Origin of the sequence: Rhizobium sp. BK377, from assembly GCF_014193935.1 — a bacterium.
In the GTDB taxonomy this organism is placed as follows: domain Bacteria; phylum Pseudomonadota; class Alphaproteobacteria; order Rhizobiales; family Rhizobiaceae; genus Rhizobium.
This window is the reverse complement of the sequence record NZ_JACIAC010000003.1, coordinates 61467-84337: the sequence shown is the minus strand read 5'-3', so window position 1 is coordinate 84337 and position 22871 is coordinate 61467. Positions and strand designations below refer to the sequence as shown.

The window sequence follows — 22871 nt, the reverse complement described above, 5'->3', positions numbered from 1 at the left end:
ATGTCCTCCCACTGAGTTTTAGACTTCCACACCTCGCCGACGCCTCATGCGACCGACGAGGAATCCTCCTTCACTGCCTGCGCCATTGGGCTCGCGACAACGAGCCGGACACCTGCATTCTCGATCATACGGGCCGCCTCATCGGCGATACCGTCGTCGGTTATGATCGTCGAAACCCGGTCGAGCGCACAAAGAATGAGGCTCGACCGGCGATTGAACTTGCTGGAATCGGCCATGACAACCAGCTCGTCGGCCTGGTGCATCAGTTTCTGCTCGCTCTGGATGATGAGGGCATCCGCCTCCATGATGCCGAGCGGGCCGACGCCCTGGGCGCCGATGAACATGCGCCGCGCATAAAAATTGCGGATCGCATCATTGTCGAAGGGCGACAGGATCAGGCTCTGCTCGCGATAGATCGCGCCGCCCGGCACTGTCACACTGTTCTTGGAATGCTTCACCAGATGTTCGGCAATGGCGAAGGAATTGGTCATGACCTGCATGCGATGGCCGGCCATGTAATGCACCATCTGGAAGGTCGTGGTGCCGCCATTGATGATGATGGCGTCGCCAGCCTCGCACAGATCGACGGCTGCTCGCGCAATTGCGCGCTTTTTATCGATGTTGACTGATTCTGACACCCGGAAGGGACGGCCCGCAAGATTTCCGAGCTGCGGCGGATGGACAGCTTCCGCACCACCCCGGACGCGCCGGATCTTACCCTGCACGTGAAGAGCCGCAATGTCGCGCCTGATCGTCGCTTCAGAAGCGTCCGTCAGCTCGGAAATGTCCTGAATCGTAACGACGGACTTTTCCTGGACAGCGCTTAAGATAATGCGATGGCGTTCGCGTTCGTGCATTGGGCTCCTCCTCTTGTCATATTTATTTCGTATCCGTTAAAGCCTGTCAATCAGAAACGATCATAAATTTTCATATTGCGATGCAGCATAATCGAATTTGATCGTTTTCGATTGACAAGCGCCATTTTGATGCGCGATACCGTGAGCGAAAGGGCGTGCTTATCGCGGTGCCCGCAGGCCTATACACAAGCCTATATGGGAGGATGACATGGCGGCAAAGGTTCGACTTCTCGAGAACCGGTGGGATGATGCTTATGCGGCGGGCCTCGATGAGCCCGGCAAGCTTCTCTATCGCTCGAATCTGCTCGGCGCCGACAAGCGCATCACCAATTATGGTGGCGGCAACACGTCGGCCAAGGTCATGGAAACCGACCTGCTAAGCGGCGGCAAGGTTCAGGTTCTCTGGGTCAAGGGCTCGGGCGGTGATGTCGGCACGATCAAGCTCGACGGTTTCGCGACGCTTTATCAGGACAAGCTGGAATCGCTGAAAGGCATCTACAAGGGCGTCGAAGACGAAGACCGCATGGTCGGCTTCCTGCCGCATTGCACTTTCAACCTCAATGCCCGCGCCGCTTCGATCGACACGCCGCTGCATGGTTTCGTGCCCTTTACCCATGTCGACCACATGCATCCGGACGCGATCATCGCCATCGCCGCCTCCAAAAACTCCAAGGAACTGACCAAGCAGATCTTCGGTGACGCGATCGGCTGGCTACCGTGGCGCCGCCCGGGTTTCCAACTCGGCCTCGACCTTGAAGCTTTCGTCAAGGCGAACCCCACGGCTAAGGGTGTCGTGCTCGAGAGCCACGGCCTCTTCACCTGGGCAAACGATGCCAAGGCCTGCTACGAACTGACGCTCGATATCATCAACAAGGCAATCGAATGGTTCGCCGGCCAGACCGAAGGCAAGACGATCTTCGGCGGTGCCGTCGTGCAGAGCCTGCCGGTAGCAGAGCGCCGCGCGATTGCTGCCCGCCTGATGCCGGAAATCCGTGGCCGTATCGGCAAGCAGGAGCGAAAGCTCGGACACTTCGATGATCAGGACGCCGTACTTGAATTCGTCAATTCAAAGGACCTGCGTCCGCTCGGCGCGCTCGGCACCAGCTGCCCGGACCACTTCCTGCGCACCAAGATCCGCCCGCTGATCGTCGATTTCGATCCGGCCAAGCCCGACGTCGATGCGATCGTCGCCGGTCTCGACAAGGCGCTGGAAGACTACCGCGCCGATTACGCTCGCTACTACAATGCCTGCAAGCACGCCAATTCGCCCGCCATGCGTGACGCCAATCCGGTCATCTTCCTGGTGCCGGGCGTCGGCATGCTGTCCTTTGCCCGGGACAAGGCGACGGCTCGTATCGCCAGCGAATTCTATGTCAACGCAATCAACGTGATGCGCGGTTCCTCGACGGTCTCGGAATATCAGGGCCTGCCGGAGCAGGAAGCCTTCGATATCGAATACTGGCTGCTTGAAGAAGCCAAGCTGCAGCGCATGCCGAAGCCGAAGAGCCTGGCAGGCAAGGTCGCCTTCGTGACCGGCGGCGCCGGCGGTATCGGTCGCGCCACGGCTGCGCGCCTCGTCGGCGAGGGCGCCTGCGTGGTGCTTGCCGATATCGATCAGGCCGCACTTGAATCGACCGAAGCCGAATTCGTGAAGAAGTACGGCGCGGATGCGGTGCGCACTCTGAAGCTCGACGTTACCAAGGAAGACGGAGTCATCGCCTCCTTCGCCGAATCCTGCGTCGAGTTCGGCGGCATCGATATCCTCGTTTCGAATGCCGGCATCGCGTCTTCGGCGCCGATCGAGACGACAGAGCTTTCGACGTGGAATCGCAACATAGACATTCTGGCGACCGGCTATTTCCTCGTTTCGCGTGAGGCTTTCCGTCTCTTCCGCCGTCAGGCGCTTGGCGGCAACGTCGTCTTCATCGCATCGAAGAATGGTCTTGCCGCTTCGCCGAATGCGGCCGCCTATTGCACGGCAAAGGCTGCCGAAATTCACCTTGCCCGTTGCCTGGCGCTCGAAGGCGCAGAGGCCGGCATCCGTGTCAACACAATCAATCCGGATGCGGTGCTCCGCGGCTCGAAGATCTGGAGCGGCGAATGGCGTGAACAGCGCGCGGCTTCTTCGAAGATCGAGGTGGATGACCTCGAGGAACATTACCGTAAGCGTTCGATGCTGAAGCTCAACGTCTTCCCGGAAGACATCGCCGAAGCCGTCTACTTCCTGGCATCCGATCTTTCGGCCAAGTCGACCGGCAATATCATCAATGTCGATGCCGGCAATGTTCAAAGCTTCACGCGCTGATCGCGAGCGGCGGGCGTTGCCCGCCGCAACAAAATCTCTGGGAGGAAGACATGGCTGAATTCAGGATTGCGCCGGATCTGGTCGCAACGGAAAACGACAAGCGCGCTGGCGCGCTGAAGGCTGACTACGAAGCGCTTGGCGCCACACTCGCCCGTCGCGGCGTTGACATCGAGGCGATCACCCGCAAGGTTTCGGAATTCACCGTTGCCGTGCCCTCTTGGGGTGTCGGCACCGGTGGTACGCGCTTTGCCCGCTTCCCCGGCGCCGGCGAGCCGCGCGGCATTTTCGACAAGCTAGACGATTGCGCCGTCATCAACCAGCTGACGCGCGCCACGCCAACCGTTTCGCTGCATATTCCCTGGGACAAAACCGATGTGAAGGAGTTGAAGGCGAAGGGCGATGCGCTCGGCCTCGGTTTTGACGCGATGAATTCCAACACCTTCTCGGACGCGCCTGGCCAGACGCTGACCTATAAATATGGTTCGCTCAGCCACACAGATGCGGCGACCCGCCAGCAGGCGATCGAGCATAATCTTGAATGTATCGAGATCGGCAGGGCGCTAGGCTCCAAGGCGCTCACCGTCTGGATCGGCGATGGCTCCAACTTCCCCGGCCAGAGCAATTTCACCAAGGCGTTTGAGCGTTACCTCGCCTCGATGGCGGAGATCTACAAAGCCTTGCCCGACGACTGGCGGCTCTTCTCCGAGCACAAGATGTACGAGCCGGCCTTCTATTCGACCGTCGTACAGGACTGGGGCAGCAACTATATGATCGCCCAGACGCTCGGTCCGAAGGCCTATTGCCTTGTCGACCTCGGCCATCATGCGCCAAACACCAATATCGAAATGATCGTCGCCCGGCTGATCCAATTCGGCAAGCTCGGCGGCTTCCATTTCAACGACTCGAAATATGGCGATGACGATCTCGACGCCGGCGCGATCGAGCCCTACCGCCTGTTCCTCGTTTTCAACGAGCTCGTCGATGCCGAACAGCGCGGGGTCAACGACTTCCATCCGGCCCATATGATCGACCAGTCGCACAATGTGACGGATCCGATCGAAAGTCTTGTTAACAGCGCCAACGAAATCCGTCGCGCCTACGCACAGGCCCTCATCGTCGATCGCAAGGCGCTCGATGGCTATCAGCAGGACAACGATGCGCTAATGGCTTCGGAGACACTGAAGCGCGCCTACCGCGCCGATGTCGAGCCGATCCTGGCCGAAGCGCGCCGCCGCGCGGGCGGTGCGATCGACCCGATCGCTGCCTACCGCACCAGCGGCTACCGCAAAAAGGTAGCCGCTGAGCGTCCCGCCTCCGTCTCTGGCGGCGGTGGTATCATCTGATCGGTTGGAAGCCGTCGATCACGGCTTCCACTGTCCCGCGACCTGCCGGGTGGCGACGTTCAGCCGGTTCCAGACATTGATATTGGCAATTGCGATGACGAGGGCCGCAAGGCTCTTGCCATCGTAATGGCGCGTGCATTCCTCCCAGACCTCATCCGGCACCGGATCGGCTCGGTCGCTGAGGCGAGTGACGGCTTCGGTCAGTGCCAGTGCGGCGCGTTCGGCGTCGCTGTAGTAGGGGGCTTCGCGCCAGCCGGCCACGGCAAACAGCCGCTCGTCGGTCTCGCCGTGCTTGCGGGCAATGCGCCAATGTCCATCGATGCAGACGCTGCAGCCGTTGATCTGGCTGGCGCGCAGATAGATGATCTCCAGAAATCCCGGCGCAAGGCCGACCGTAACAGGCAGTTTGCCGAGGGCATTCAGTGCCTGCATGGCGTCGGGGATGACGAGGGCTGGATTTCCCATTCTCTCTTGCATGCTCAATCTCCTGATGACGTGTTCCGTTTGACGCAGAGCCGGGCAGTTGCCGGTTTCGTTCGTCATGGATTTGACGGACCAGGGGCAGAGAGTGTGACGAGGGCAGCGTAAAAAGATGAGAAGCGAATTGGTGAGCATTTGCTGCGTTGGGAATGAACGGCCATCGTCGCGGCCGTTTCGCAAGCAGCCCACAGGCTCTCCAACGCCGTGAAGTTCCGATCCCGGGCTCCTGCGCCGGCGACAACGATATCAGGCTCAGAGGTGGTTGGGGACGGGGACCCAGCGCCTCGTAGGTGTGGCTGTCCACAATCGCTATCGTGTGCGGACTTTATATCGCAGGGCGACGGCGCCGTTGTCTTTCGTCTCGGCCGAAATGAGCGAGAGTTGTGTCTTGCCCGCCAATCCGCCTTCGAAGGTGACGATAGGCTGGCCGCCGCTACCGTCCAGGGCCGGCGCGACAAGCAGATAGAGTTCATCGATAAGATCAGCAGCAAAGAAGGCGCCGTTGATCGCGGCTCCGCCTTCGAGCAGAAGTTTGCGGATGCCGAGTTCCTTTTCCAGCACATCGAGCGCTACGGGCAGGTCGATATCTGCTGATGGTGAAACGATGTAGGAGATGCCGTCGGCAGCGAGTTCTGCGAGATGGGTGTCCGGCACGGTATTGCCGAGGATGACGACGATATGGTCGCCTTCAATATCCGCTCGCGTGAAATGCAGCTTGCCCGACGTGTCGAGTGCGATCGCGTAATTATTTGCCTTGCGATCGGCAAAATGGTTCGGCCGTTCGACCGAGCCGGCAGATTGTGGCGGATGCGGCTCTCCCTTCGCCATTTCGGCCATCGTCACGCGCCCGACAATCCAGGCGTCGCCCCGCAGTTCTTCATGGATCTGCTGATAGAGCGCCGACCATTCCTTGCGGCCGCCATCGGGACTCTCGGTCCATTTGCTCGGATGCAGGCCGCCGTCGAGCGACGACATCATCAGGCAGACGATTTCCGGTTTCATGGGAATTCCTTTCCGGTGGATGCGGCAGGCGTCAGAACTTGATCGAAAGGTGGCCGCTGTCAGCAATCACAACAGTCGCGTCCGCATAATGTTCGATCTCCGGATAACCCTCCAGCGAATGCTTGTGACCGGCAGCCGTGATGACCATGACGTCGGCTCCAGCTGCCAGTCCCGCCTTCACGCCGGCTTCGACGTCTTCAAATACCAGGCATTCATGCGTGGAGAAACCGAGCTTTTCGGCGCCGAGGATATAGCATTGCGGGTCGGGCTTGCCGATGGTCACGTCTTCCGCCGTCACGATACCCTGCGGCATTGGCAGCCCGGCTGCCTCGAGCCGCCGCTCCGCAAGGCGACGCGGCGAAGAAGTGACGATGGTCCAGCGGTCTGGCGGAAGCGATGCCAGGAAATCGGCAGCACCCGGCAATGCGACGACGCCTTCGACGTCCTGGATTTCCGCTTCGGTGATCTCGGCCGCTTCTGTTTCTGCATCGACGCCCGGAAGGTTCAGCCGCCGGATCGTGTCGATGCCACGCGATCCGTGCATGATCGGCAGGAACTTTTCCACATCCAGCCCGTGCCGCTCGGCCCAGCGTCCCCAGACGCGCTCTGCTGACGCCGTCGAGCTCAGGATTGTGCCATCCATGTCGAACAGGAAGGCAGCATATTGTTTGGAACTGTCAAATCGGAAGGACATCGGGGAAACACCATAGGGAGCGATATGCGCGCCATCAGCCAATGAAAAATGCGGCAGGTCAAGCCGCCGGCAAAATTTCATTAGGCTTGATATGATGCCGCTCCTGTCACATCGTCCCGCTTCCGTTCGTCACCATCTTTGACGCAACAGGATGAGGAATGGATCGATGGACGAGAAACAATGGCTGGCAGAGGAGTTCGAGGCGAACCGTGGGCATCTGCGGGCCGTCGCCTTCCGCATGCTTGGCTCCCGTGCGGAGGCGGAAGATGCGGTGCAGGAGGCGTGGCTGCGGCTGACAAGGTCGGACGGAGGCAGTGTCGATAATCTCGGCGGCTGGCTGACGACGGTCGTCGCGCGGATATGCCTCGACATGCTGCGATCACGCAAGACACGCCGCGAAGAGCCGCTCGACCTGCCGGCACATGGTGCGATTGTCGATATCGTCAGCAATCCGGAGCGGGAGGCAGCCTTCGCTGATTCCGTCGGCATCGCCCTGCTCGTCGTCCTGCAAACGCTTTCGCCGGCAGAACGCGTCGCCTTCGTGCTGCACGACATGTTCGATCTACCCTTCGAAGAGATCGCCGCAGTGATCGGGCGAAGTGCCGCCGCCGCCCGGCAGCTTGCCAGCCGTGCCCGACGCAGGGTGCAGGGGCAGCCGGAAACGCCAGATGTCGATCTCGCGCGCAAGCGCAGCATAGCTGAAGCCTTCCTCATCGCGTCCCGCAACGGCGATCTGGAAGGGTTGATCGCAGTCCTTGCACCGGATGCCGTCTTCCTGCCGGATGCAGCCGCGACCCGTCTCGGCAATGTTATTCCGCTTCGTGGCGCCAATGCCGTCGCCGAAAGCTTCAAAGGACGGGCAACGTCGGCTAAAGTCGCGCTTGTCGACGGCGAAATAGGTCTCGTTGTCTTCATCGGGGGGCAGCTGCGCGTGGTGCTGGCGCTGAGTTTTAACGGGGATAGGATTTCGACCGTCGATGCGATCGCCGATCCGGATCATCTCAGCGATATTGACTATTCGATCTTGGAAGGCTGACGGATCGCAACCAGTGAGTTTTTCAGACAGGCGGCCTCCGATCGGTCGCCTAGCCTCGGAGTTGGACCACGCGAAAATACCGATCGTGAGCGCTTGTTCTCATCCCCGTATCAAGGACCGCGCGGCTTAGTGGCCGCGCCAGCCCATTAATTTTTCAATGCGTTCGGCCGAGCTTCGAACCTGCGCCGTGTAATGACTTTCGTCCGAAAAGGCCTTTTGTTCCGGCAGGACGATGGAGATAGTGGCGACGCACTTGCCTTCACGATCGCAGATCGGCGAGGCGATGCAGGCGACCGCATAATCGGATTCACCCGCCTGGATCGATAGGCGCGATTCGAAGGCCCTGCCTGCCGATTCAGACAACGTGATCGGGTCGATCTCGGCGCGTCCGGTCGGCGAGGAACGGGCGCATCGCTTGAACAGCTCGAGGCGTTCGTCTTCCGGCAGGTGGCCGACGAGCAGGCGGCCGGAGGCCGTCCAATTGAGCGGTACGCGGGTGCCGACACGCGAGGCAACCTGGAAATGGCTGGGGCCGTCGGCCATGGCCAGCACCAGCATGAAATCGCCGTCGCGACCGCAAACTTGAACGGTTTCACCGGCCTGACGACAAAGATCATGCATCTCATGCGTCGCTATGCTCATGAAATCGAGCGAGCGCGCGTAGGCAAGGCCGTAGTGGTATAGCCGCGAGCCGAGCCAGATCGAACCGTCGGACTGGCGCGTCAGCATGTTCTTTTCGACCAGATCGTCGACGATGACATAGATGGTTGAAAGCGGCGCCTTCACAGCTTTGGCGATGGCATAGACACCCGCCGGCGATCCCCTCTCGTAAAGATGATCGATCACCTGCAGCGCCCGGTCGATACCGCTGACGCGTGCGCGGCGACTGCCCTTAGTTCCGGTCTCTTCGATCGGGCTTTCATCTTCGGAGATTGCGGGTGATGTGTTTCCGTCCAACTCAACGTACCTCTGATGCTATACGAGCCTGTTACATTACTATGGCATAGCTACTTGCGAAGCAAATCGCAAAAAGTTGGGAGATAGAAATCTTCAGCGCCGACGGAAATGCTGGTTAGCAGTACAGCGTTGAAAGAGACCTGGAGAAGTTGGTGTGGAGTACGGAATTCGGCGCAGACACTTGCCATCCCGGAACAACGAGCCTCAGCCCGAGTTTTTGTCCCATCAGCAGATATCGGCTGATCGCATGCGGGCTATGTCTCCGGCCAGGCATTGCGGTCAGCAATGGCAAGCCTTCGGGCTTGCCGAGGCCACCGCCGGCGGGCGTCGTCATGATGACGGCATCGCCGGCGGCGAGCGTTCTATCGCCTTAGAAACATAGTCGGAATTGCCTGGGATGTTAAAAAGAGCTCGCATCTCTGCAATGCCGAGGCGGGAAGCAAGCAACAAATACGTCGCAAGGGCTGCCGCCTGTTGACAGCGGCAGCCCGTCTGGGAACAGGGCTTATCCCCAGTGCCGATCGGGCCTTTCAGGGCCAGCGGTCAGATCAGCCGAAGCAGGGCATTGCCGGCAGATTGGCGCGGCTGGCAAAGGACCCGATCATATCGCTCGCCGTGGAGGGACGCGGCTCGCGTTTACGAGCAGCCACCTCAAGGAGTTGCTTGAAGTCGTCAAGCTTTACGCCGTCGGCGCGGAGCACCATGGCGATCAGCGGGTCGCGAAGGGCTTCGGAAATAGTCAAATCTTCTCTGGTCTTTCTCATGGTACGGTCCTCCTTTCGTGGGCGGTCGCCCGTGTTCCACTCCTGCTGCCAAGTGATCCCGGCATTGACTTCTGCAAAGAGTGGTGTTACCGGTAAGTAACAATGCATTTGTTACCGATCGGTCACATTGATGTCAAGGACTTCGTCCGCAAAAAAATCAGAATCATTGAATGAAATCTCCGCAGCTGTTTCAGACGATCGAATCCCCCCGCGGGAGCGTATTGTTTCGACCGCTTCGGAGCTTTTCCGCGAGCGCGGCATTCGTGGCATCGGCGTCGATGCCATTGCGGATGCGGCCGCCACCAACAAGATGACCCTCTATCGGCATTTCGGCTCCAAGGATGAGCTGGTCTGCGAGACGTTGCGCCGCGCCTCCGAAAAGGCCGAGAAGATCTGGCGCGATCTCGAAGCCGCCCACCCCGGCGATGCGCGCGGCCAGCTGCTTGCCTGGGTCGAGGACCGGGCTCACTGTCTCAGCGGCGAGCCCGCAGGTTGCGATCTGGCCAATGCCGCCATCGAATTGAAGGGCGAGGGCCATCCGGCGCATGAGTTGATCGAGCGCCACAAAGCGATGCAGCGCAACCGTCTAGCAGCGCTTTGCGTTGCTGCCGGCGCGCGCGAGCCAGAACTTCTTGCCGATACGTTGACGCTGCTGCTCGAAGGCGCGCGCGTTACCCGCCAGGCCATGGCGGACGGCGGCTGTTCCTGTCATTTTGAAAAAGCCTGCAACGTGGCGATTTCCGCTTTCTGCTGACCTTGCCGCGGCCCAAGTGTTCACGCTTGGGAACCTTGGGGTTGGATGGCCGTTTTCTGCTGATCCAGGAGCAATCTGGAGGCAGAGATGAATTACGCTTATCTCCGGCGCCTATATGCCAGACGGGCCGAACTTGAAGCCAAGCTCGAACTGCACGACGCACGTTATTGCTTCGGCGAAGAGGAAGTGGAGGACGGTACGCAAATCGATCTGCGACAGCGCATCGAGGAAATCTCCGAGGAGATTGCAGCGCTGGAACACTCTCCCGGCTAATCGTTGCCGGCGCTCAGGATGGAAATTGTCCGTTCGTCGAATTTCCCGTCGTAAAAATGATCGATCGCTTTGTGAAAAGGTGAGCCGTGATCGCTGACCGCGGCAAACAGTGTCATCGACGAGCGCAGTTTCAGATCATCAGGGGAACCCATGATATCGTGAGCGCTGCGGTCACTGACGGAGAGGATTGCCTCGACACAGCGTAAGAGACGGCTGCCGAGGATCGGATCGGAAAGGTAGGCTGTGGCTTCCTCCACCGAGCGAATGGCGTATTTTTCCGCCATGGAAGATGTCCCGAGTCCGGCGATCTGGGGGAAGATGAACCACATCCAGTGGGAGCGTTTGCGACCGGCCTTCAGCTCTGCAAGAGCCTGTTCATATATGCCGTTCTGCGCTTCGATGAAGCGGTGGAGGTCGTAATCTACGTCACCGGCCATGGTTCTTCCTTTTCTATGCTTCTTATGCACGTCAGACGAAAGATTTCCATGCCCGGCGAAATGGCCGGCTCTTAGCAGACCTTGTCTGCATAAGGGCTCGTTTCACGGCAATGGCCGTAGCGCTGGTGGTGCGGCACCAGACTATCACCGGGAGATGTCTGCTCCTCAACAGCCGACGTCGTCATCGGATCGGTCGCTGATGTCTGTGCCGACGGTGCTGTGAAACCTACAAAGCTCAGCAGCACGAGGGCACCTACGACGACAATCCGCTCCAGCACCGACAGCTTCTGTGCGCTGACGTGGTCGGCGTAATCGCGTTCAGCCTCGCCAGAGGTCACGTCCTCCTTCACATGCTGATGCACCGTATCCTGGTGACCGGACGTCCAAGTTTCAGATTGTGTCATTTCAAGTCTCCTGCAATGCACCGGGATGCGGCTTGGGAAGGCAAGCTAATGGCGTGCCTATCCGCTTCCCGCGCGCAGCACCGCATGTGTGTCTTAACTGCGGCAAATAGAAGAGGGCTAAATCAAACTCAGTGTTCACAAAATCGTACCAATCATCATGAAAAGCCGTGCAAGGGCTGGTCCTGCGAAATGATAGGCGGTAAATCCTGGGTGATATCCACAGGACTCTCCCTCATGGCCCTGACTTTCGGTGCGATGTCTGTCGCGCAGCTTTCCTTCCTCATCCAAAGCGGCAAGGCCGATCCGGTCGATGTCGCAGAGGCCATCTTCGACGGGATCGAGCAATATGCCGACAAGGCCGTCTTCACTGTGCTGTTGCGCGAGCGCGCGGTGCGGGAGGCTCATACTTCTTCGAAGCGTATCCGCGACGGCCGCTCGCTCGGTGCGCTGGATGGCATTCCGATCGCCTGGAAAGATCTTTTCGACATCGAAGGCATAGCAACTACGGCCGGTTCGGTGGTTTTGGCGGAGGATCCGCCTGCGAAACAGGATGCGGCCATCGTCACAACGCTCAAGAATGCTGGCATGTTGGCCGTCGGCCGTACCAATATGAGCGAATTCGCTTTCTCCGGCCTCGGCATCAATCCGCATTACGGCACGCCGCAAAATCCTCACAGCAAGGACGAGCCGCGCATTCCCGGTGGGTCGTCCTCCGGCGCCGGCGTGGCGGTTGCCGCAGGCCTTGTACCGGTTGCAATGGGCACGGATACCGGCGGTTCGGTGCGTATTCCCGCCGCCCTGAACGGCATCGTCGGCTATAAAGCGACGCGCGGGCGCTATGCCATGGAAGGCGTCTATCCGCTGGCTGCGAGCCTCGACTCGCTCGGTCCCCTCTGCCGTTCCGTGCAGGACGCCGTCTGGATCGACGCGGCCATGCGCGGGTTGACGGCGCCGACGGTAATCCGGCAGTCGCTGAAGGGCGTAGAAATCGTCATTGTCAGGAATATCGTGTTCGACGGCTTGGGCTCGGGCATCGCCGAAGCCTTCGGAGGCGGTGTGGAGCGGCTGCGCAGCGCTGGCGCGCATATCAGCTTCATCGACATTCCAGCCTTTGAGGAAATCCTGGCGCTGATGGAAAAACATGGTGCTCTGGTCACCGCCGAAGCCTTCGCTCTCCATCGCGAACGGCTTGCAGGGCCGGAGGCAGCGCGGATGGATCATCGCGTCGTCCTGCGCACACGGCTCGGCGAAAAGACCGGCATGGCCGATTACATTGCTATTCTTGCCGAACGTACCCGCCTGATCGCCGAAGTCGACCGGCTTGTCGGCAAGCGCTTCCTCGCCTTTCCTTCGGTCGCCCACGTGGCGCCGCCGATAGCGGCACTTGAGCGTGATGACGAGCTTTTCTTCGCCACGAACGTCAAGACGTTGCGCAACACAGCGCTCGGCAATTTCCTGGACTGGTGTGGCGTTTCAATTCCCTGCGGCAAGGGCGAGGCGGATATGCCGGTCGGTTTCCTTCTCTCGGCCCCGGCTAATAGGGACGAAGCGCTGCTTTCCGTCTCGCTGGCGGCGGAAACGGTCATTCGCGGCGACTGGATTTAGGCGATTGCGGGCTTGATGCGGCGCGGCATTCTTGCCAGAGTTCTCACGAGGAAACGGGAGGAGATGAAAGATGCAGGCTTTGCAGAACGGCCGGTTTGCAGTTTCTACATGGTCGCTTCACAGGATGCTGGGTGCAACTTACCCCTATAGTCCCGATCCGAAGAAAAGCGCGGCACGCCAGGAGCCCTATGGGCCGGGCACGGTGAGCCTGCTCGACGTGCCGCGCATGCTTGCCGAACGCGGATTAGGCCGACTGGAGGTTTGCTCGTTCCACCTGCCGAACCTGGACGCCTCTTATTTCGCCGAATTTCGCGATGCGCTGGAAGCCTCCAACATCCTTTTCCAGACGCTGCTCGTTGAGGACGGCGATCCGAGCAATGCCGAGACGGCTGAGCGTGATATAGGCTGGATTGCCGATTGGATCGATATTGCAGAAAAGCTCGGCGCTGAGCGCATCCGCGTCATTGCCGGCAAGCAGGCACCGAATGAGGAGAACCTTGCGCGTTCGGCGCACCATCTGAAGTGGCTCGCTGGGCAGGCGGAGGGAAGCGGCGTGCGTGTCGTGACCGAAAACTGGTTTGCACTTCTGCCCTCGCCGACGGAAATGAACTGGCTGTTGGATGAATTCGACGGCAAGATCGGCCTCAATGGCGACCTCGGAAACTGGGCGGCACCGGCTAAATATGAAGGGCTGGCGAATATCATGCGCCGCGCCGAAATCTGCCATGCCAAGGCCGACTATAATGCTTTCGGACTTGATGCTGCAGACTACCGCCTTTGCCTAGAAATGTGCGAAGAGGCCGGCTATCAGGGTCCCTATACGCTGATCTACGACTCGCCGTTCTTTGCGGATGAGTGGGATGGCATCCTGCTGCAGAAGCGCTTCATCGAGGAATTTCTTCAAGACGCCCCGATGCGCCGCACGGCCTAGGCTGTTCCAGCCCGTTCTTCCAATCCTCACCGCACGTCGCTTTCAAATGATCGCGGCCGATACGCGCTCTGATTTCGGTTATGTTGCCATGTCAGTACCGGCGGCGGCATCTTCCGGGTTGCCGAAGCTCTGGAATTCGGCATTGTCGGTGTCAACAAGAGACTCATCTCGACGGCGATCGCATCTGTCGGCGGCATGAAGAGGTCCGGCATCGGCCGGGACGGTTCGAAATACGCATCGAAGCGTTTCCCAAGCTTAATATAGGGCTATTGATGGCCTGGCGAATTGAGGAGAATGCCATGAGCGCAATCGACATCGACGGCTTTGCAGCCCGGATCAGGAACCATGACAGCGCGATGATTTCCGCTTGGGTGGGCATTCCCGACCCGCTGCTGGTCAATCATCTGGCCCAGGAAGCCTTCGATGCCGTCGTGCTCGATATGCAGCATGGCATGTGGGACCTCCCCTCGGCTGCTTCCGCCGTCGGCCATGCACGAGTTGCCGGCAAGCCGGCAATCGCACGTATTCCGGTCGGCGATTTCGCCTCTGCCTCCCGCCTCCTCGATGCTGGCGCGTCCGGCATCATTGCGCCAATGATCAATTCGGCCGAGGATGCGAAGGCTTTCGTGAGGACAACTAAATATCCGCCGGTCGGTGAGCGCAGCTGGGGGCCGTCTCTCGCGCTCAACCATACCCGCCTCTCGGCAGATGATTATCTCAAGAAGGCCAATGACCTGACGGTCGCGATTGCCATGGTCGAGACGCGTGCGGCGCTCGAAGCGATCGACGATATCCTTGGCGTCCCCGGCATCGATGGCATCTTCATCGGTCCTTCGGATCTCTCCATTGCGCTATCCAACGGCGACCAGGTCGCGCCGAACGCTGCCGAAATCGATAGCGCCATGCAGCACGCCGTTGTCCGTTGCCGTGCGCACGGAAAATTCGCCTGCGCCTTTGCCGGTGATGGCGAACGCGCCGGCGAACTTCTGAAATTTGGTTTTGCCTTGGTCATTGCCGGGGCGGAGACCGCGCAGTTGCGGTCTGGGGCTCGCAGGGCAATCAACACCGCAAGGAAGATTGCTTCCGGCGGCTGATCTAACTCGGCCGCCTTGGAGTTGGCGGATGCGCCCGATGAAGAGTTCCGGCGCTTTCATCGCTCAATCGTGAACACGGTTTCCCAGCTTTCTACGCTTGACGCAATAAAGGCCCAGGCTCTCTGGCCAGATGAAGAAGGTCTCACGCAATCATGTAGCCGCCATCAACAGGCATTGAGATGCCGTTGACCATTGCGGCTTCGTCGGAGAGCAGGAACAGGATCACCTCCGCTACGTCCTCGGGCTCGGCAAACCGGCCGACCGGGATGCGCTTTTGCATTCCGGCAGCCTTTTCCGGATCGCTCCAGGCCTTGATCGCCATTGGCGTCAGCGTAACGGTTGGATGCACGCCATTCACCCGGATCCCTTGAGGCGCGAGTTCCTTAGCCATGACGCGCGTCAGGCCGTCCAGCCCCCCTTTCGAAGCGCAATAGGCGGCATGGTCTGGGATGCCGACGAAAGCGGCGACGGAGGAGACATTGACGATAGCGCCGTGGCGGTGGTCCTCGATCAACGATCGCGCAAATTCCTGCGCGACGATCATCGGGGCGCGCGTGTTCACCGCAATCAGGTGGTCAAAGGCTTCGACGGTGGTTTCGAGAAAGGACTGCAGTTCGGTCGTTCCGGCGCAATTGATCAGAAAATCCGCAGGAAGCGCTGCACGCGCGGCCTCGCGCGTTGCCTTTGCATCGGCAAGATCGACCTGAATGGCCTGGCAGCCTAAATCCTTCCTTAAGGAAACAATATCGTCAGCACTTCTGGTCAGGGCCGCGACCTTGGCCCCACGCTTGACCAATATTTCCGCGACGACACGACCGATGCCCTTGCCGGCACCGGTGACGATTACTTTTTTACCGTCGAAATTCATTTGTTCCTCGCCTTACAGTCGCTGACCCGTTGCCTGATCAAAGATATGAATACGTCGGGGATCAAGATGAAAATGCACCGTCTTGCCGGGCTCGACCTCGATACGTTCGCGGATGAGAGCATCGATCGGTGCCCCGCCGACGCGGCCGAAGATCAGTGTTTCGGAGCCGGTCGGCTCATATACCGACACCTCAACCGGAATGCCGTCGTCGCTGATGGTGATGTGCTCAGGGCGAATGCCGTAGGTCACCGGCTTGCCGTCCTCGGCATTCACGCGATCTACGGGCAGGACGACACCCTGATCGGTGACGACGACCTGTTTGCCCTCCCGGGATGCGATCTTGCCCTGGAGAAAGTTCATTGCGGGGCTGCCGATGAAGCCGGCGACGAAGAGATTGGCGGGGAAATCGTAAAGGTCGAGCGGTTTGCCGATCTGTTCCACTCTTCCGTCCCGCATGACGACGATCTTGCTCGCCATCGTCATGGCTTCGATCTGGTCATGGGTGACGTAGACGGTGGTGGTTTTCAGCCGCTGGTGAAGCTCCTTGATTTCGACGCGCATGGTCACGCGAAGCTTGGCATCGAGGTTGGACAGCGGCTCGTCGAACAGGAAAACCTGTGGGTCGCGGACGATGGCCCGTCCCATGGCGACGCGCTGCCGCTGCCCACCCGACAGCTGTTTCGGATAGCGATCCAGATAACGCGTCAGGTCGAGAATCTCGGCTGCCCTGCCAACCTTCTCGTTGATCTCCGACTTCGGACGTTTCGCCATTTTCAGCGGAAAGCCCATGTTCTCGGCAACGGTCTTATGAGGATAGAGCGCATAGCTCTGGAAAACCATGGCGATGTCACGCTCCTTCGGCGGAGCGTTGGTGACCACGCGGCCGCCGATCCTGATGTCGCCGCTGCTGACGGTCTCGAGGCCAGCGATCATGCGCAGCAGCGTGGACTTGCCGCAGCCGGAGGGGCCAACGAGCACGACGAACTCGCCGTCCTCGATATCGACGCTGACGCCGTGCATCACCTGAAGTGCGCCATATCTCTTGGTGACGTCGCTAACCTGTACGTTTGCCAATGTCGTTTCTCCCTAACGCAGCACGGCCTGTCTCGTGTTAATGCAAAAAGAATTCAAATGCTTACCCTTTCCAGATGATGTAGGCTCCTAGTACGGTGGATATTGCCGCCGCAAACCACACCGACAGCCCGAACGGTTCGATGAAGCGCATCCAAAGCAGAGAGAGCGCGACCCAGATCACGATTGAGATGAACAACCGGTCGAACCAGTTCGTTTCGATCGGCAGGAAGCCCGGCTGTTTTTCGTTGCTTCGAGAATCCGAGGCCATGTCGCTATCCTTTCACTGCGCCGAAGGTCAGGCCAGCAACGATGTGACGCTGCACCACGGAGAAGACGATAAGCGCCGGGACCAATGTCAGCATCGAGATTGCCGCCATAACGCCCCAGGCCGTCCCTGTCGTCGTCACGTATTCCGACAAGCCGGTGGTGAGTGTGCGGGCGTTGAAGTTGGTAAGCGTCGCGGCAAGCAGATATTCGTTCCATGCGAAGACCCAGGTGAGGATAAGCGTCACTGCAAGGCCGGGTCGGGCTAGAGGAAAGACGATATCGTAGAGGACCATCCACGGGCTTGCGCCGTCCATATAGGCAGCCTCGTCCAGTTCTTTGGGAATCCCCTCTACTGTCGGTCGCAGGGTCCAAATGGCAAAGGGGAGGTTGAAGGAGCAGTAGACGAGGATCATGCCCAGCCGGGAATCGGCTAGCGAAAAGTCTCCGATCCTGTAGACCTGTGTCAGCAGCAGGAAGAGCGGCAGCAGGAAGACCGCCGGCGGCGCCATGCGATTGGTGATCGTCCAGAAGAAAATGCTCTCCTTGCCTGCAAGATCGAAGCGCGTCAGCGCATAGCAGGCAAGAAAGCCGAGGGTCGTCACCAGGATCGCATTTCCCGACGAGATGACGAGCGAGTTGATCATGTATCGCCGCAAAGTCTCATTCGTCAGCACGTCCTGATAGTTCTTCCAGAAGAAGCTCCTGATGACGACGTCCGGCGTCGAAAACAGGTCGAAAGGCTGCTTCACCGATATGACGAAGAGCCAATAGATGGGGAAGAGGGTTGCAAAGCTTATCAGCGTCCACAAGAGGACCGGAAGCCAGGGGTTCTGTCTCTTCATAGCATCAGCCTCTCTTTGCGCGCGGAGCAATCAGGCCAACGTAGAGCAGCCAGCAGACGACGATGGTCAGGTAGAGAACGACGACGGAGATCGCCGAACCGTAACCGTAGTTCGTCTTCGGGAAGACCTCCCTGAAGATATGGACGCCGATGTAGCGCGTTGACGACCCCGGACCGCCGCCTGTCAACATCAGGACCTCGTCGACCGTGCGCAATGCGTCCATGAGCCTGATGAATACTGTAGCCAGGAGGGCAGGGCGGATCAGTGGGAGCGTGATATGCCAAAAGATCTGGCTCTTGCCGGCGCCGTCGATCTGCGCCTGCTCGAAAGGATCTGGCGGAAGCGAGACCAATGCGGCGATCAGAGAGAGGGTGACCAGCGGCGTCCAGTGCCAGACGTCCATGATAACAGTGATTGTAAAGGCCGCGGCGGCACTCTGGCCGATGTTCAGATCATAGCCGAACCAGCTTCGCAGCAGATATGGAATAATGCCGATCGAAGGTGTCGTCATCAGCTTCCACACCGATCCGACGATGATGGGTGCCATGATAAGAGGAAGGGTATGGATTGTCCGGAATAAGGCTTTTCCGGGAAAGTCCTTCATCAGCGCCTGCGCGAGCAGGTATCCGAGGACGAGTTCGGAAACGACAGCGAAGAAGACGAAGGCGGTCGTGATGCCCAGCGAGGCCAGGAACTGTGTGTCGAAGACGAGGCTCCGGTAGTTCGAAGCCCAATTGAAAACCATCAGCGGATTTGCTGCAAACGGATTCCACTGGTGAAACGAAACCCAGACGACGTAGATGAAAGGAAAGATGCCGAAGAGCCCGAGGATCAGGATCGTCGGTGACAGCAGCAGCCATCCAAGCTTTTGTGAGTGCATTGCCTCATCCTCTCGGCACCCAATGGGGCGCCCTCTCGGTCAGGAAAGGAGCGGGCCGCCAACTGAAGACGACCCGCCAAGGTGGGGAGGATGACTTATTTGCGATAGCCGAGCGACGTGAGCTCTTCTTCCGTCTTGGCGGCCATCTGGTCGAGCCCTTCGTCAGGCGCGATCTTGCCGGTCAGGATGTCGAAGAAGATCGGCAGGGTTGCTTCACGCAACTGGGCGTGGAACGGATACGGAGGAGCGCCGGCGAAGAGTTTGCCTTCGTCCTTCAGCATTGTGTAAAAGCCGCCGAGTTTGACGTCCATCGCCTTCACCTTCGGATCATCGAAGGTCGCCTTGTTGGTGATGCGGGGTGCCGCGATCGCCCAGTCGGGTTGTACGTCGTTCTGACCCATGAACTCAAGGAATAGCAGAGCGGCTTCTTTGTTCTTGGATGTGACTGGCAGGCCGAAGGCGCCGCCGTCATAATAGCCGATGTAGCCCTTTCCGGACTTTGCATCTTCCAGAACACCCGGTTCGAGCGGCGGCAGGGCAAAGCCTACTTTGTCGACCACCTTAGACTGTGCGGGATCACTCGCGATCCATGCCGCGTTCTCGCCGTAGATCAACCCTTGAGCAACGCGGCCCGCAGCAAACGTCGTAGCAGTTTCCGTCCAGGTTGATTGCGTCGATTCCGGCGGGGCGATGTCGCGCAGGTGCAGCCAGTATTTCAGCGCGGCCTTCGCCTTGTCGCTGTTCATCGCACCGCCATGCTCGACCGTAGCCGCATAGTTGTTGCTGGCGTCGATGCCCCAGTTGTAGACGCCGAAGGTCGGCGCGATGGATTCGAAATATTCGTACCAGGATGCAGCATGGCCTGTATGGGCCTGGGCGGTGGTGCCCCAAAGTTCGAGACCGTTGTCCTTGCCATACTTGGTGAAGAATTCGGCGATCTGCGTATAATCCTCATGCGTGGTCGCCGGCTTCAGATCCTTGCCGGTTTCCTTCTTGAAGGCCTCCTTGATCTTCGGATCGTCGAAAAGGTCCTTGCGATAGAGGTAAGTCTTCAGGAAGGCTTCCATCGGTACGCCGAAAAGATCGCCCTTCTTGTCCTTGAAATAGTCGGCGAAGCTGGTGAAGTTTGCGTCATCGTAGGTCGGCGCCTTCAGATCCGCCTGATCCTTCAGCGTCTGTGTGATGTTGACCAGGAAGTTGCGCGACAGATACGAGTAGATGATGTCCTGTTCGATGTAGACCATATCATAGATGCCTGTCTTGGCCTCCATGTCCTTGATGGCCTTGTCGTACATCTGATCCCAGGACGTCGTCTCGATTTCGACTTTGATGCCCGTCTTCTTCTCGAATTCCGGCGCCAGCACATTCTTGATGTAGTTGGACGGCGGGGTACTTTCGGTCACGCCATGCAGGGTCACGCCCTTGAATTTGGCGCCCGCGTCGGACCAGAAGTCTGCCCAAGCCGGCGATGCGGCGGTGGCGAGGCTGAGCGTCAGCGCAAGCGCGCTGGCCTTCCAAGCGTAATTCATTTCAATCCTCCCAGATAGCAGCGAGATCATTCGCTGGGCCATTGTGTAGATGAAAATCCCTGCACACGCAATATTTGTTGTCTGAACCTGCAAATATGGGGGCTATCTCGTTGATTTCGGTGGAAAGTAATTTTCTCGAAAGCTACGTCAATCGAAATTTCGGAACAAATTGCTGCATCGCAACGAATTTCTCTCCTATTTGCAAAGTATGATTCCAGAATTTATTTGTTGCTTCTCCATACTAAATGACATAGCTGTTGCGCGACTGAGACGTCCGACGGAGAGAATTAGCTATGCGCCGATTGGGAATCCATTCATTTGTATGGACAGGCGGTCAAACGCAGGAGGGCCTCGAGATGGCTCTCAACAAGACGGCCGAGCATGGATACCGCACAATCGAATTTGCCTATCTGCGCCCCGAGAGATTCAATCTCGATCGTCTGGCGAAGCTTGCGCAATCGCTGGATGTCGAGATCGGTGTGACGATGGGGCTGCCTGTCGACAAGGATATCTCAAGCGAAGATAGGGCGGCGGTCTCCGCCGGCAGGCAGATGTTGGCCGACGCCGTGCGTGCAGTCCGCGACATCGGCGGAAACAAGCTCGGCGGCATCCTTTATTCCGCGCACACCAAATATAACCGGCAGCCGACGAAGAAGGGCTGGGATAACAGCGTCGCGGCGATCGCCGCGACTGCGGATATCGCAAAAGATGCGAGCGTCGATCTCGTCCTGGAGATCGTGAATCGCTTCGAGACGAACCTTCTGAACACGACGGCCCAGGGGTTGAAGTTCATCTCCGAAACCGGGTCGGATCATGTTCGCCTGCATCTCGACACTTTCCACATGAATATCGAGGAAGCAAATCCGGCGGCCGCGATCCGGCTCGCCGGTGATAAGATCGGCTATTTCCACATCGGTGAAAGCAATCGCGGCTATCTCGGCGATGGCGTCATCAACTTCGATCTCATCTTCGATGCGTTGCTCGATATCGACTACAAGCGCGACATCGTGTTCGAAAGCTTTTCAACCACCGTCGTCGATGAAGGCCTCTCGCTCGCCTGCGCAATCTGGCGCGACACCTGGACCGAGAATGATCCGCTGGCGGCGCATGCCAAGCGCTATATCGAGCTGAAATATGAAGAAGCCAAACGGCGCCGCGTCACGAACGCGCGCCCCTGATAATCCTTCTGCCGATCTGCTTCGTAAGTGTAGGCTGGAGCGGTCGATTTGAAGAGAAGTGAACATGAACGACACCGTCTCTATCGGAAGCTCGCCGCGCAGGATCAGGCAAAACAATATCGTCGCAGCCCTGCAGACGATCTACAGCCATCGCCGCCTGAGCCGGGCCGATCTGGCGCGGAAGCTCGGAATGAACCGTTCGTCGTCGGGAGAGATCGTTGCCGAACTGACGGAAGGCGGCTTGGTCCAGGAGTCGGAGGAGAGCAGCAAACTGCGTCCGGAGCAATCCCGTGCCGGCCGTCCGGGGATCATGCTGGAGCTGGTTCCGGATGCGGCATTCTTCGCCGGGATCGAACTTGGCGTCGAGCATATATCTGCTGTTGTCGTGGATTTTTCGGCAGATGTGCGGGCCTCCCGCAGGCTAGCCTTCCACGCGCAGTCCTCGACGGTCGAGGAGGCTGTGGCGCGTGGAGTCGAGCTCATCATGGACGCCACGTCGAAGCAGATGATCGAGCGCTGTAAGGGCCTCGGCATATCTGTGCCGGCGCATATCCGGCCGGACGGAATTGTAACCCTTGCGCCGATCATCGGCTGGCGGGAGGTGTCATTGAAGGAGATCGGGCGGAGTGCCTTTCCGGCCGAAGTGCCGATCGCGGTGGAAAACGACGCCAACGCTTTCGCGATCGGTGACAGTTATCGTCACGGCCTTGGCGGCGTGACGCTCTTCCTGCTCATGGAGACCGGTGTCGGCGGCGGGATCATGATCGACGGAAGGCTGTTTCGTGGCGGTCACGGCCTTGCGGGCGAAATCGGCCATACTCTCGTGCCCGGAAGCGGCGGGCAGAAATTCGAGCAACTGATCGGCCGGGAGGTATTGATCCGGCGGTACCGGGATGCGACCGGCCGCACCGACGTCGATCTGCAGGACTTCCTCGCAGACGTTCGCGATCGCGTTCCTGACGCGGTAAACATAGCGGAGATCTGGTCGCGGCATCTTGCCTATGCGCTGCTCCAGGCCTGTCGTCTGCTCGATCCTGACAGGATCGTGCTGGGGGGCTCTGTGGCCTCGCTCTATCCGATGGTGGCGGCCCGCGTGGCGGTCCACATGTCGGAAGGTCAGAACATTCCTTTTCCGACACCCGAGATCGTCGTCGATGGCGATGCGGAGTTCGGTTCCGCCTTCGGGGCGGCATGCATGCTGCACCGGCGCTTTCTCTCTCTCGAAAACGAGGAGTTCGGCAGCGAAGACGGTGGCTTACAGCGGTCAACGGCGATTTAGCGAACACCTATCGAAGGC

Annotated in this window: 25 protein-coding genes; 11 read left to right on the top strand and 14 right to left on the bottom strand. The window is 59.2% G+C overall.

Features of this window, described 5'->3' with window-relative positions:
- Window positions 1-44: 44 nt before the first annotated feature.
- A complete protein-coding gene (locus tag FHT92_RS15035; protein WP_183826501.1) occupies window positions 45-857 on the bottom strand; it encodes a DeoR/GlpR family DNA-binding transcription regulator in 813 nt (270 codons plus the stop codon).
- Window positions 858-1065: 208 nt separating this feature from the next.
- On the opposite strand from FHT92_RS15035, the gene FHT92_RS15030 reads away from it, so the two are divergent.
- Both FHT92_RS15030 and rhaI read left to right on the top strand, forming a co-directional pair.
- Window positions 1066-3162, top strand: coding sequence for a bifunctional rhamnulose-1-phosphate aldolase/short-chain dehydrogenase (locus FHT92_RS15030; RefSeq protein ID WP_183826499.1), 2097 nt, complete (start codon window positions 1066-1068; stop codon window positions 3160-3162).
- A gap of 50 nt (window positions 3163-3212) precedes the next feature.
- The gene (gene rhaI, locus FHT92_RS15025) at window positions 3213-4505 is read left to right on the top strand and encodes an L-rhamnose catabolism isomerase (protein ID WP_183826496.1); all 1293 of its coding nucleotides are present in this window, start codon (window positions 3213-3215) and stop codon (window positions 4503-4505) included.
- Window positions 4506-4523: 18 nt separating this feature from the next.
- Here rhaI and FHT92_RS15020 read toward each other — a convergent pair whose 3' ends face one another.
- The 3 genes from FHT92_RS15020 to FHT92_RS15010 all read right to left on the bottom strand — a co-directional run bounded on the left by FHT92_RS15020 (window position 4524) and on the right by FHT92_RS15010 (window position 6681).
- Window positions 4524-4982, bottom strand: coding sequence for a carboxymuconolactone decarboxylase family protein (locus FHT92_RS15020; RefSeq protein WP_113114426.1), 459 nt, complete (start codon window positions 4980-4982; stop codon window positions 4524-4526).
- Between the two features lie 312 nt (window positions 4983-5294).
- A complete protein-coding gene (locus tag FHT92_RS15015) occupies window positions 5295-5987 on the bottom strand; it encodes a RibD family protein (RefSeq protein WP_183826493.1) in 693 nt (230 codons plus the stop codon).
- 31 nt (window positions 5988-6018) lie between these two features.
- Window positions 6019-6681 carry an HAD family hydrolase gene (locus tag FHT92_RS15010; RefSeq protein WP_183826490.1) on the bottom strand — a complete coding sequence of 221 codons (663 nt, stop codon included), beginning with the start codon at window positions 6679-6681 and terminating at the stop codon, window positions 6019-6021.
- A 166-nt stretch (window positions 6682-6847) separates the two neighbouring features.
- Here FHT92_RS15010 and FHT92_RS15005 point away from each other — a divergent pair, with 166 nt between their 5' ends.
- Window positions 6848-7717, top strand: coding sequence for a sigma-70 family RNA polymerase sigma factor (locus FHT92_RS15005; RefSeq protein ID WP_183826487.1), 870 nt, complete (start codon window positions 6848-6850; stop codon window positions 7715-7717).
- A gap of 126 nt (window positions 7718-7843) precedes the next feature.
- On the opposite strand, the gene FHT92_RS15000 is transcribed toward FHT92_RS15005, so the two are convergent.
- Window positions 7844-8674: an IclR family transcriptional regulator gene (locus FHT92_RS15000; protein ID WP_183826484.1), complete on the bottom strand. Its 831-nt coding sequence runs from the start codon at window positions 8672-8674 to the stop codon at window positions 7844-7846.
- A gap of 548 nt (window positions 8675-9222) precedes the next feature.
- The gene (locus tag FHT92_RS14995) at window positions 9223-9438 is read right to left on the bottom strand and encodes a hypothetical protein (protein ID WP_183742806.1); all 216 of its coding nucleotides are present in this window, start codon (window positions 9436-9438) and stop codon (window positions 9223-9225) included.
- A 130-nt stretch (window positions 9439-9568) separates the two neighbouring features.
- Between FHT92_RS14995 and FHT92_RS14990 the strand changes: the two genes are divergently transcribed.
- Window positions 9569-10192, top strand: coding sequence for a TetR/AcrR family transcriptional regulator (locus FHT92_RS14990; protein ID WP_183742808.1), 624 nt, complete (start codon window positions 9569-9571; stop codon window positions 10190-10192).
- An 87-nt stretch (window positions 10193-10279) separates the two neighbouring features.
- Window positions 10280-10465 (top strand): hypothetical protein, encoded by a 186-nt coding sequence (locus FHT92_RS14985; protein ID WP_183742810.1) that lies wholly within the window; start codon window positions 10280-10282, stop codon window positions 10463-10465.
- Here the strand turns inward: FHT92_RS14985 and FHT92_RS14980 are convergent.
- Both FHT92_RS14980 and FHT92_RS14975 read right to left on the bottom strand, forming a co-directional pair.
- Window positions 10462-10902 (bottom strand): DUF1810 domain-containing protein, encoded by a 441-nt coding sequence (locus FHT92_RS14980; protein WP_183826481.1) that lies wholly within the window; start codon window positions 10900-10902, stop codon window positions 10462-10464. The genes FHT92_RS14985 and FHT92_RS14980 overlap by 4 nt on opposite strands.
- A gap of 71 nt (window positions 10903-10973) precedes the next feature.
- The gene (locus FHT92_RS14975) at window positions 10974-11306 is read right to left on the bottom strand and encodes a hypothetical protein (RefSeq protein ID WP_183742813.1); all 333 of its coding nucleotides are present in this window, start codon (window positions 11304-11306) and stop codon (window positions 10974-10976) included.
- Between the two features lie 234 nt (window positions 11307-11540).
- Between FHT92_RS14975 and FHT92_RS14970 the strand changes: the two genes are divergently transcribed.
- From FHT92_RS14970 to FHT92_RS14955, 4 genes are all read left to right on the top strand, one after another.
- Window positions 11541-12911, top strand: coding sequence for an amidase (locus FHT92_RS14970; RefSeq protein WP_183826478.1), 1371 nt, complete (start codon window positions 11541-11543; stop codon window positions 12909-12911).
- A 70-nt stretch (window positions 12912-12981) separates the two neighbouring features.
- The gene (locus FHT92_RS14965) at window positions 12982-13842 is read left to right on the top strand and encodes a sugar phosphate isomerase/epimerase (RefSeq protein WP_183742817.1); all 861 of its coding nucleotides are present in this window, start codon (window positions 12982-12984) and stop codon (window positions 13840-13842) included.
- Between the two features lie 108 nt (window positions 13843-13950).
- A complete protein-coding gene (locus tag FHT92_RS14960) occupies window positions 13951-14106 on the top strand; it encodes an aldehyde dehydrogenase family protein (protein WP_183743474.1) in 156 nt (51 codons plus the stop codon).
- Between the two features lie 35 nt (window positions 14107-14141).
- Complete coding sequence (locus tag FHT92_RS14955) at window positions 14142-14936, top strand: HpcH/HpaI aldolase family protein (RefSeq protein ID WP_183742819.1); 795 nt, start codon at window positions 14142-14144, stop codon at window positions 14934-14936.
- Window positions 14937-15078: 142 nt separating this feature from the next.
- Here the strand turns inward: FHT92_RS14955 and FHT92_RS14950 are convergent, their stop codons facing one another.
- The 6 genes from FHT92_RS14950 to FHT92_RS14925 form a co-directional block, all read right to left on the bottom strand.
- A complete protein-coding gene (locus FHT92_RS14950) occupies window positions 15079-15804 on the bottom strand; it encodes an SDR family oxidoreductase (RefSeq protein WP_183742821.1) in 726 nt (241 codons plus the stop codon).
- Between the two features lie 12 nt (window positions 15805-15816).
- Window positions 15817-16878: an ABC transporter ATP-binding protein gene (locus tag FHT92_RS14945; RefSeq protein WP_183826475.1), complete on the bottom strand. Its 1062-nt coding sequence runs from the start codon at window positions 16876-16878 to the stop codon at window positions 15817-15819.
- A 61-nt stretch (window positions 16879-16939) separates the two neighbouring features.
- Complete coding sequence (locus FHT92_RS14940) at window positions 16940-17146, bottom strand: DUF2160 family membrane protein (protein WP_183826471.1); 207 nt, start codon at window positions 17144-17146, stop codon at window positions 16940-16942.
- 4 nt (window positions 17147-17150) lie between these two features.
- Window positions 17151-17987: a carbohydrate ABC transporter permease gene (locus FHT92_RS14935; protein ID WP_183826468.1), complete on the bottom strand. Its 837-nt coding sequence runs from the start codon at window positions 17985-17987 to the stop codon at window positions 17151-17153.
- A gap of 4 nt (window positions 17988-17991) precedes the next feature.
- Window positions 17992-18867, bottom strand: coding sequence for a carbohydrate ABC transporter permease (locus FHT92_RS14930; protein WP_183826465.1), 876 nt, complete (start codon window positions 18865-18867; stop codon window positions 17992-17994).
- 95 nt (window positions 18868-18962) lie between these two features.
- Complete coding sequence (locus FHT92_RS14925) at window positions 18963-20396, bottom strand: extracellular solute-binding protein (protein WP_183826462.1); 1434 nt, start codon at window positions 20394-20396, stop codon at window positions 18963-18965.
- 293 nt (window positions 20397-20689) lie between these two features.
- Between FHT92_RS14925 and FHT92_RS14920 the strand changes: the two genes are divergently transcribed.
- Both FHT92_RS14920 and FHT92_RS14915 read left to right on the top strand, forming a co-directional pair.
- Entirely contained in the window at window positions 20690-21574 is an 885-nt protein-coding gene (locus FHT92_RS14920) for a sugar phosphate isomerase/epimerase family protein (protein WP_183826459.1), read from the top strand.
- Window positions 21575-21638: 64 nt separating this feature from the next.
- The gene (locus tag FHT92_RS14915; protein WP_183826456.1) at window positions 21639-22853 is read left to right on the top strand and encodes an ROK family protein; all 1215 of its coding nucleotides are present in this window, start codon (window positions 21639-21641) and stop codon (window positions 22851-22853) included.
- Window positions 22854-22871: the final 18 nt, after the last annotated feature.

What these genes read in the sequence shown, in the direction of transcription:
- FHT92_RS14940 (WP_183826471.1), bottom strand. Translation starts at nt 17,146, where the DNA reads ATGGCCTCGGATTCTCGAAGCAACGAAAAACAGCCGGGCTTCCTGCCG.
- FHT92_RS15005 (WP_183826487.1), top strand. Translation starts at nt 6,848, where the DNA reads ATGGACGAGAAACAATGGCTGGCAGAGGAGTTCGAGGCGAACCGTGGG.
- FHT92_RS14935 (WP_183826468.1), bottom strand. Translation starts at nt 17,987, where the DNA reads ATGAAGAGACAGAACCCCTGGCTTCCGGTCCTCTTGTGGACGCTGATA.
- FHT92_RS14995 (WP_183742806.1), bottom strand. Translation starts at nt 9,438, where the DNA reads ATGAGAAAGACCAGAGAAGATTTGACTATTTCCGAAGCCCTTCGCGAC.
- FHT92_RS15010 (WP_183826490.1), bottom strand. Translation starts at nt 6,681, where the DNA reads ATGTCCTTCCGATTTGACAGTTCCAAACAATATGCTGCCTTCCTGTTC.
- FHT92_RS14990 (WP_183742808.1), top strand. Translation starts at nt 9,569, where the DNA reads ATGTCAAGGACTTCGTCCGCAAAAAAATCAGAATCATTGAATGAAATC.
- FHT92_RS15020 (WP_113114426.1), bottom strand. Translation starts at nt 4,982, where the DNA reads ATGCAAGAGAGAATGGGAAATCCAGCCCTCGTCATCCCCGACGCCATG.
- FHT92_RS14925 (WP_183826462.1), bottom strand. Translation starts at nt 20,396, where the DNA reads ATGAATTACGCTTGGAAGGCCAGCGCGCTTGCGCTGACGCTCAGCCTC.
- FHT92_RS14920 (WP_183826459.1), top strand. Translation starts at nt 20,690, where the DNA reads ATGCGCCGATTGGGAATCCATTCATTTGTATGGACAGGCGGTCAAACG.
- FHT92_RS14930 (WP_183826465.1), bottom strand. Translation starts at nt 18,867, where the DNA reads ATGCACTCACAAAAGCTTGGATGGCTGCTGCTGTCACCGACGATCCTG.
- rhaI (WP_183826496.1), top strand. Translation starts at nt 3,213, where the DNA reads ATGGCTGAATTCAGGATTGCGCCGGATCTGGTCGCAACGGAAAACGAC.
- FHT92_RS15030 (WP_183826499.1), top strand. Translation starts at nt 1,066, where the DNA reads ATGGCGGCAAAGGTTCGACTTCTCGAGAACCGGTGGGATGATGCTTAT.
- FHT92_RS15035 (WP_183826501.1), bottom strand. Translation starts at nt 857, where the DNA reads ATGCACGAACGCGAACGCCATCGCATTATCTTAAGCGCTGTCCAGGAA.
- FHT92_RS14955 (WP_183742819.1), top strand. Translation starts at nt 14,142, where the DNA reads ATGAGCGCAATCGACATCGACGGCTTTGCAGCCCGGATCAGGAACCAT.
- FHT92_RS14985 (WP_183742810.1), top strand. Translation starts at nt 10,280, where the DNA reads ATGAATTACGCTTATCTCCGGCGCCTATATGCCAGACGGGCCGAACTT.
- FHT92_RS14915 (WP_183826456.1), top strand. Translation starts at nt 21,639, where the DNA reads ATGAACGACACCGTCTCTATCGGAAGCTCGCCGCGCAGGATCAGGCAA.
- FHT92_RS14965 (WP_183742817.1), top strand. Translation starts at nt 12,982, where the DNA reads ATGCAGGCTTTGCAGAACGGCCGGTTTGCAGTTTCTACATGGTCGCTT.
- FHT92_RS15015 (WP_183826493.1), bottom strand. Translation starts at nt 5,987, where the DNA reads ATGAAACCGGAAATCGTCTGCCTGATGATGTCGTCGCTCGACGGCGGC.
- FHT92_RS14950 (WP_183742821.1), bottom strand. Translation starts at nt 15,804, where the DNA reads ATGAATTTCGACGGTAAAAAAGTAATCGTCACCGGTGCCGGCAAGGGC.
- FHT92_RS14970 (WP_183826478.1), top strand. Translation starts at nt 11,541, where the DNA reads ATGGCCCTGACTTTCGGTGCGATGTCTGTCGCGCAGCTTTCCTTCCTC.
- FHT92_RS14980 (WP_183826481.1), bottom strand. Translation starts at nt 10,902, where the DNA reads ATGGCCGGTGACGTAGATTACGACCTCCACCGCTTCATCGAAGCGCAG.
- FHT92_RS14975 (WP_183742813.1), bottom strand. Translation starts at nt 11,306, where the DNA reads ATGACACAATCTGAAACTTGGACGTCCGGTCACCAGGATACGGTGCAT.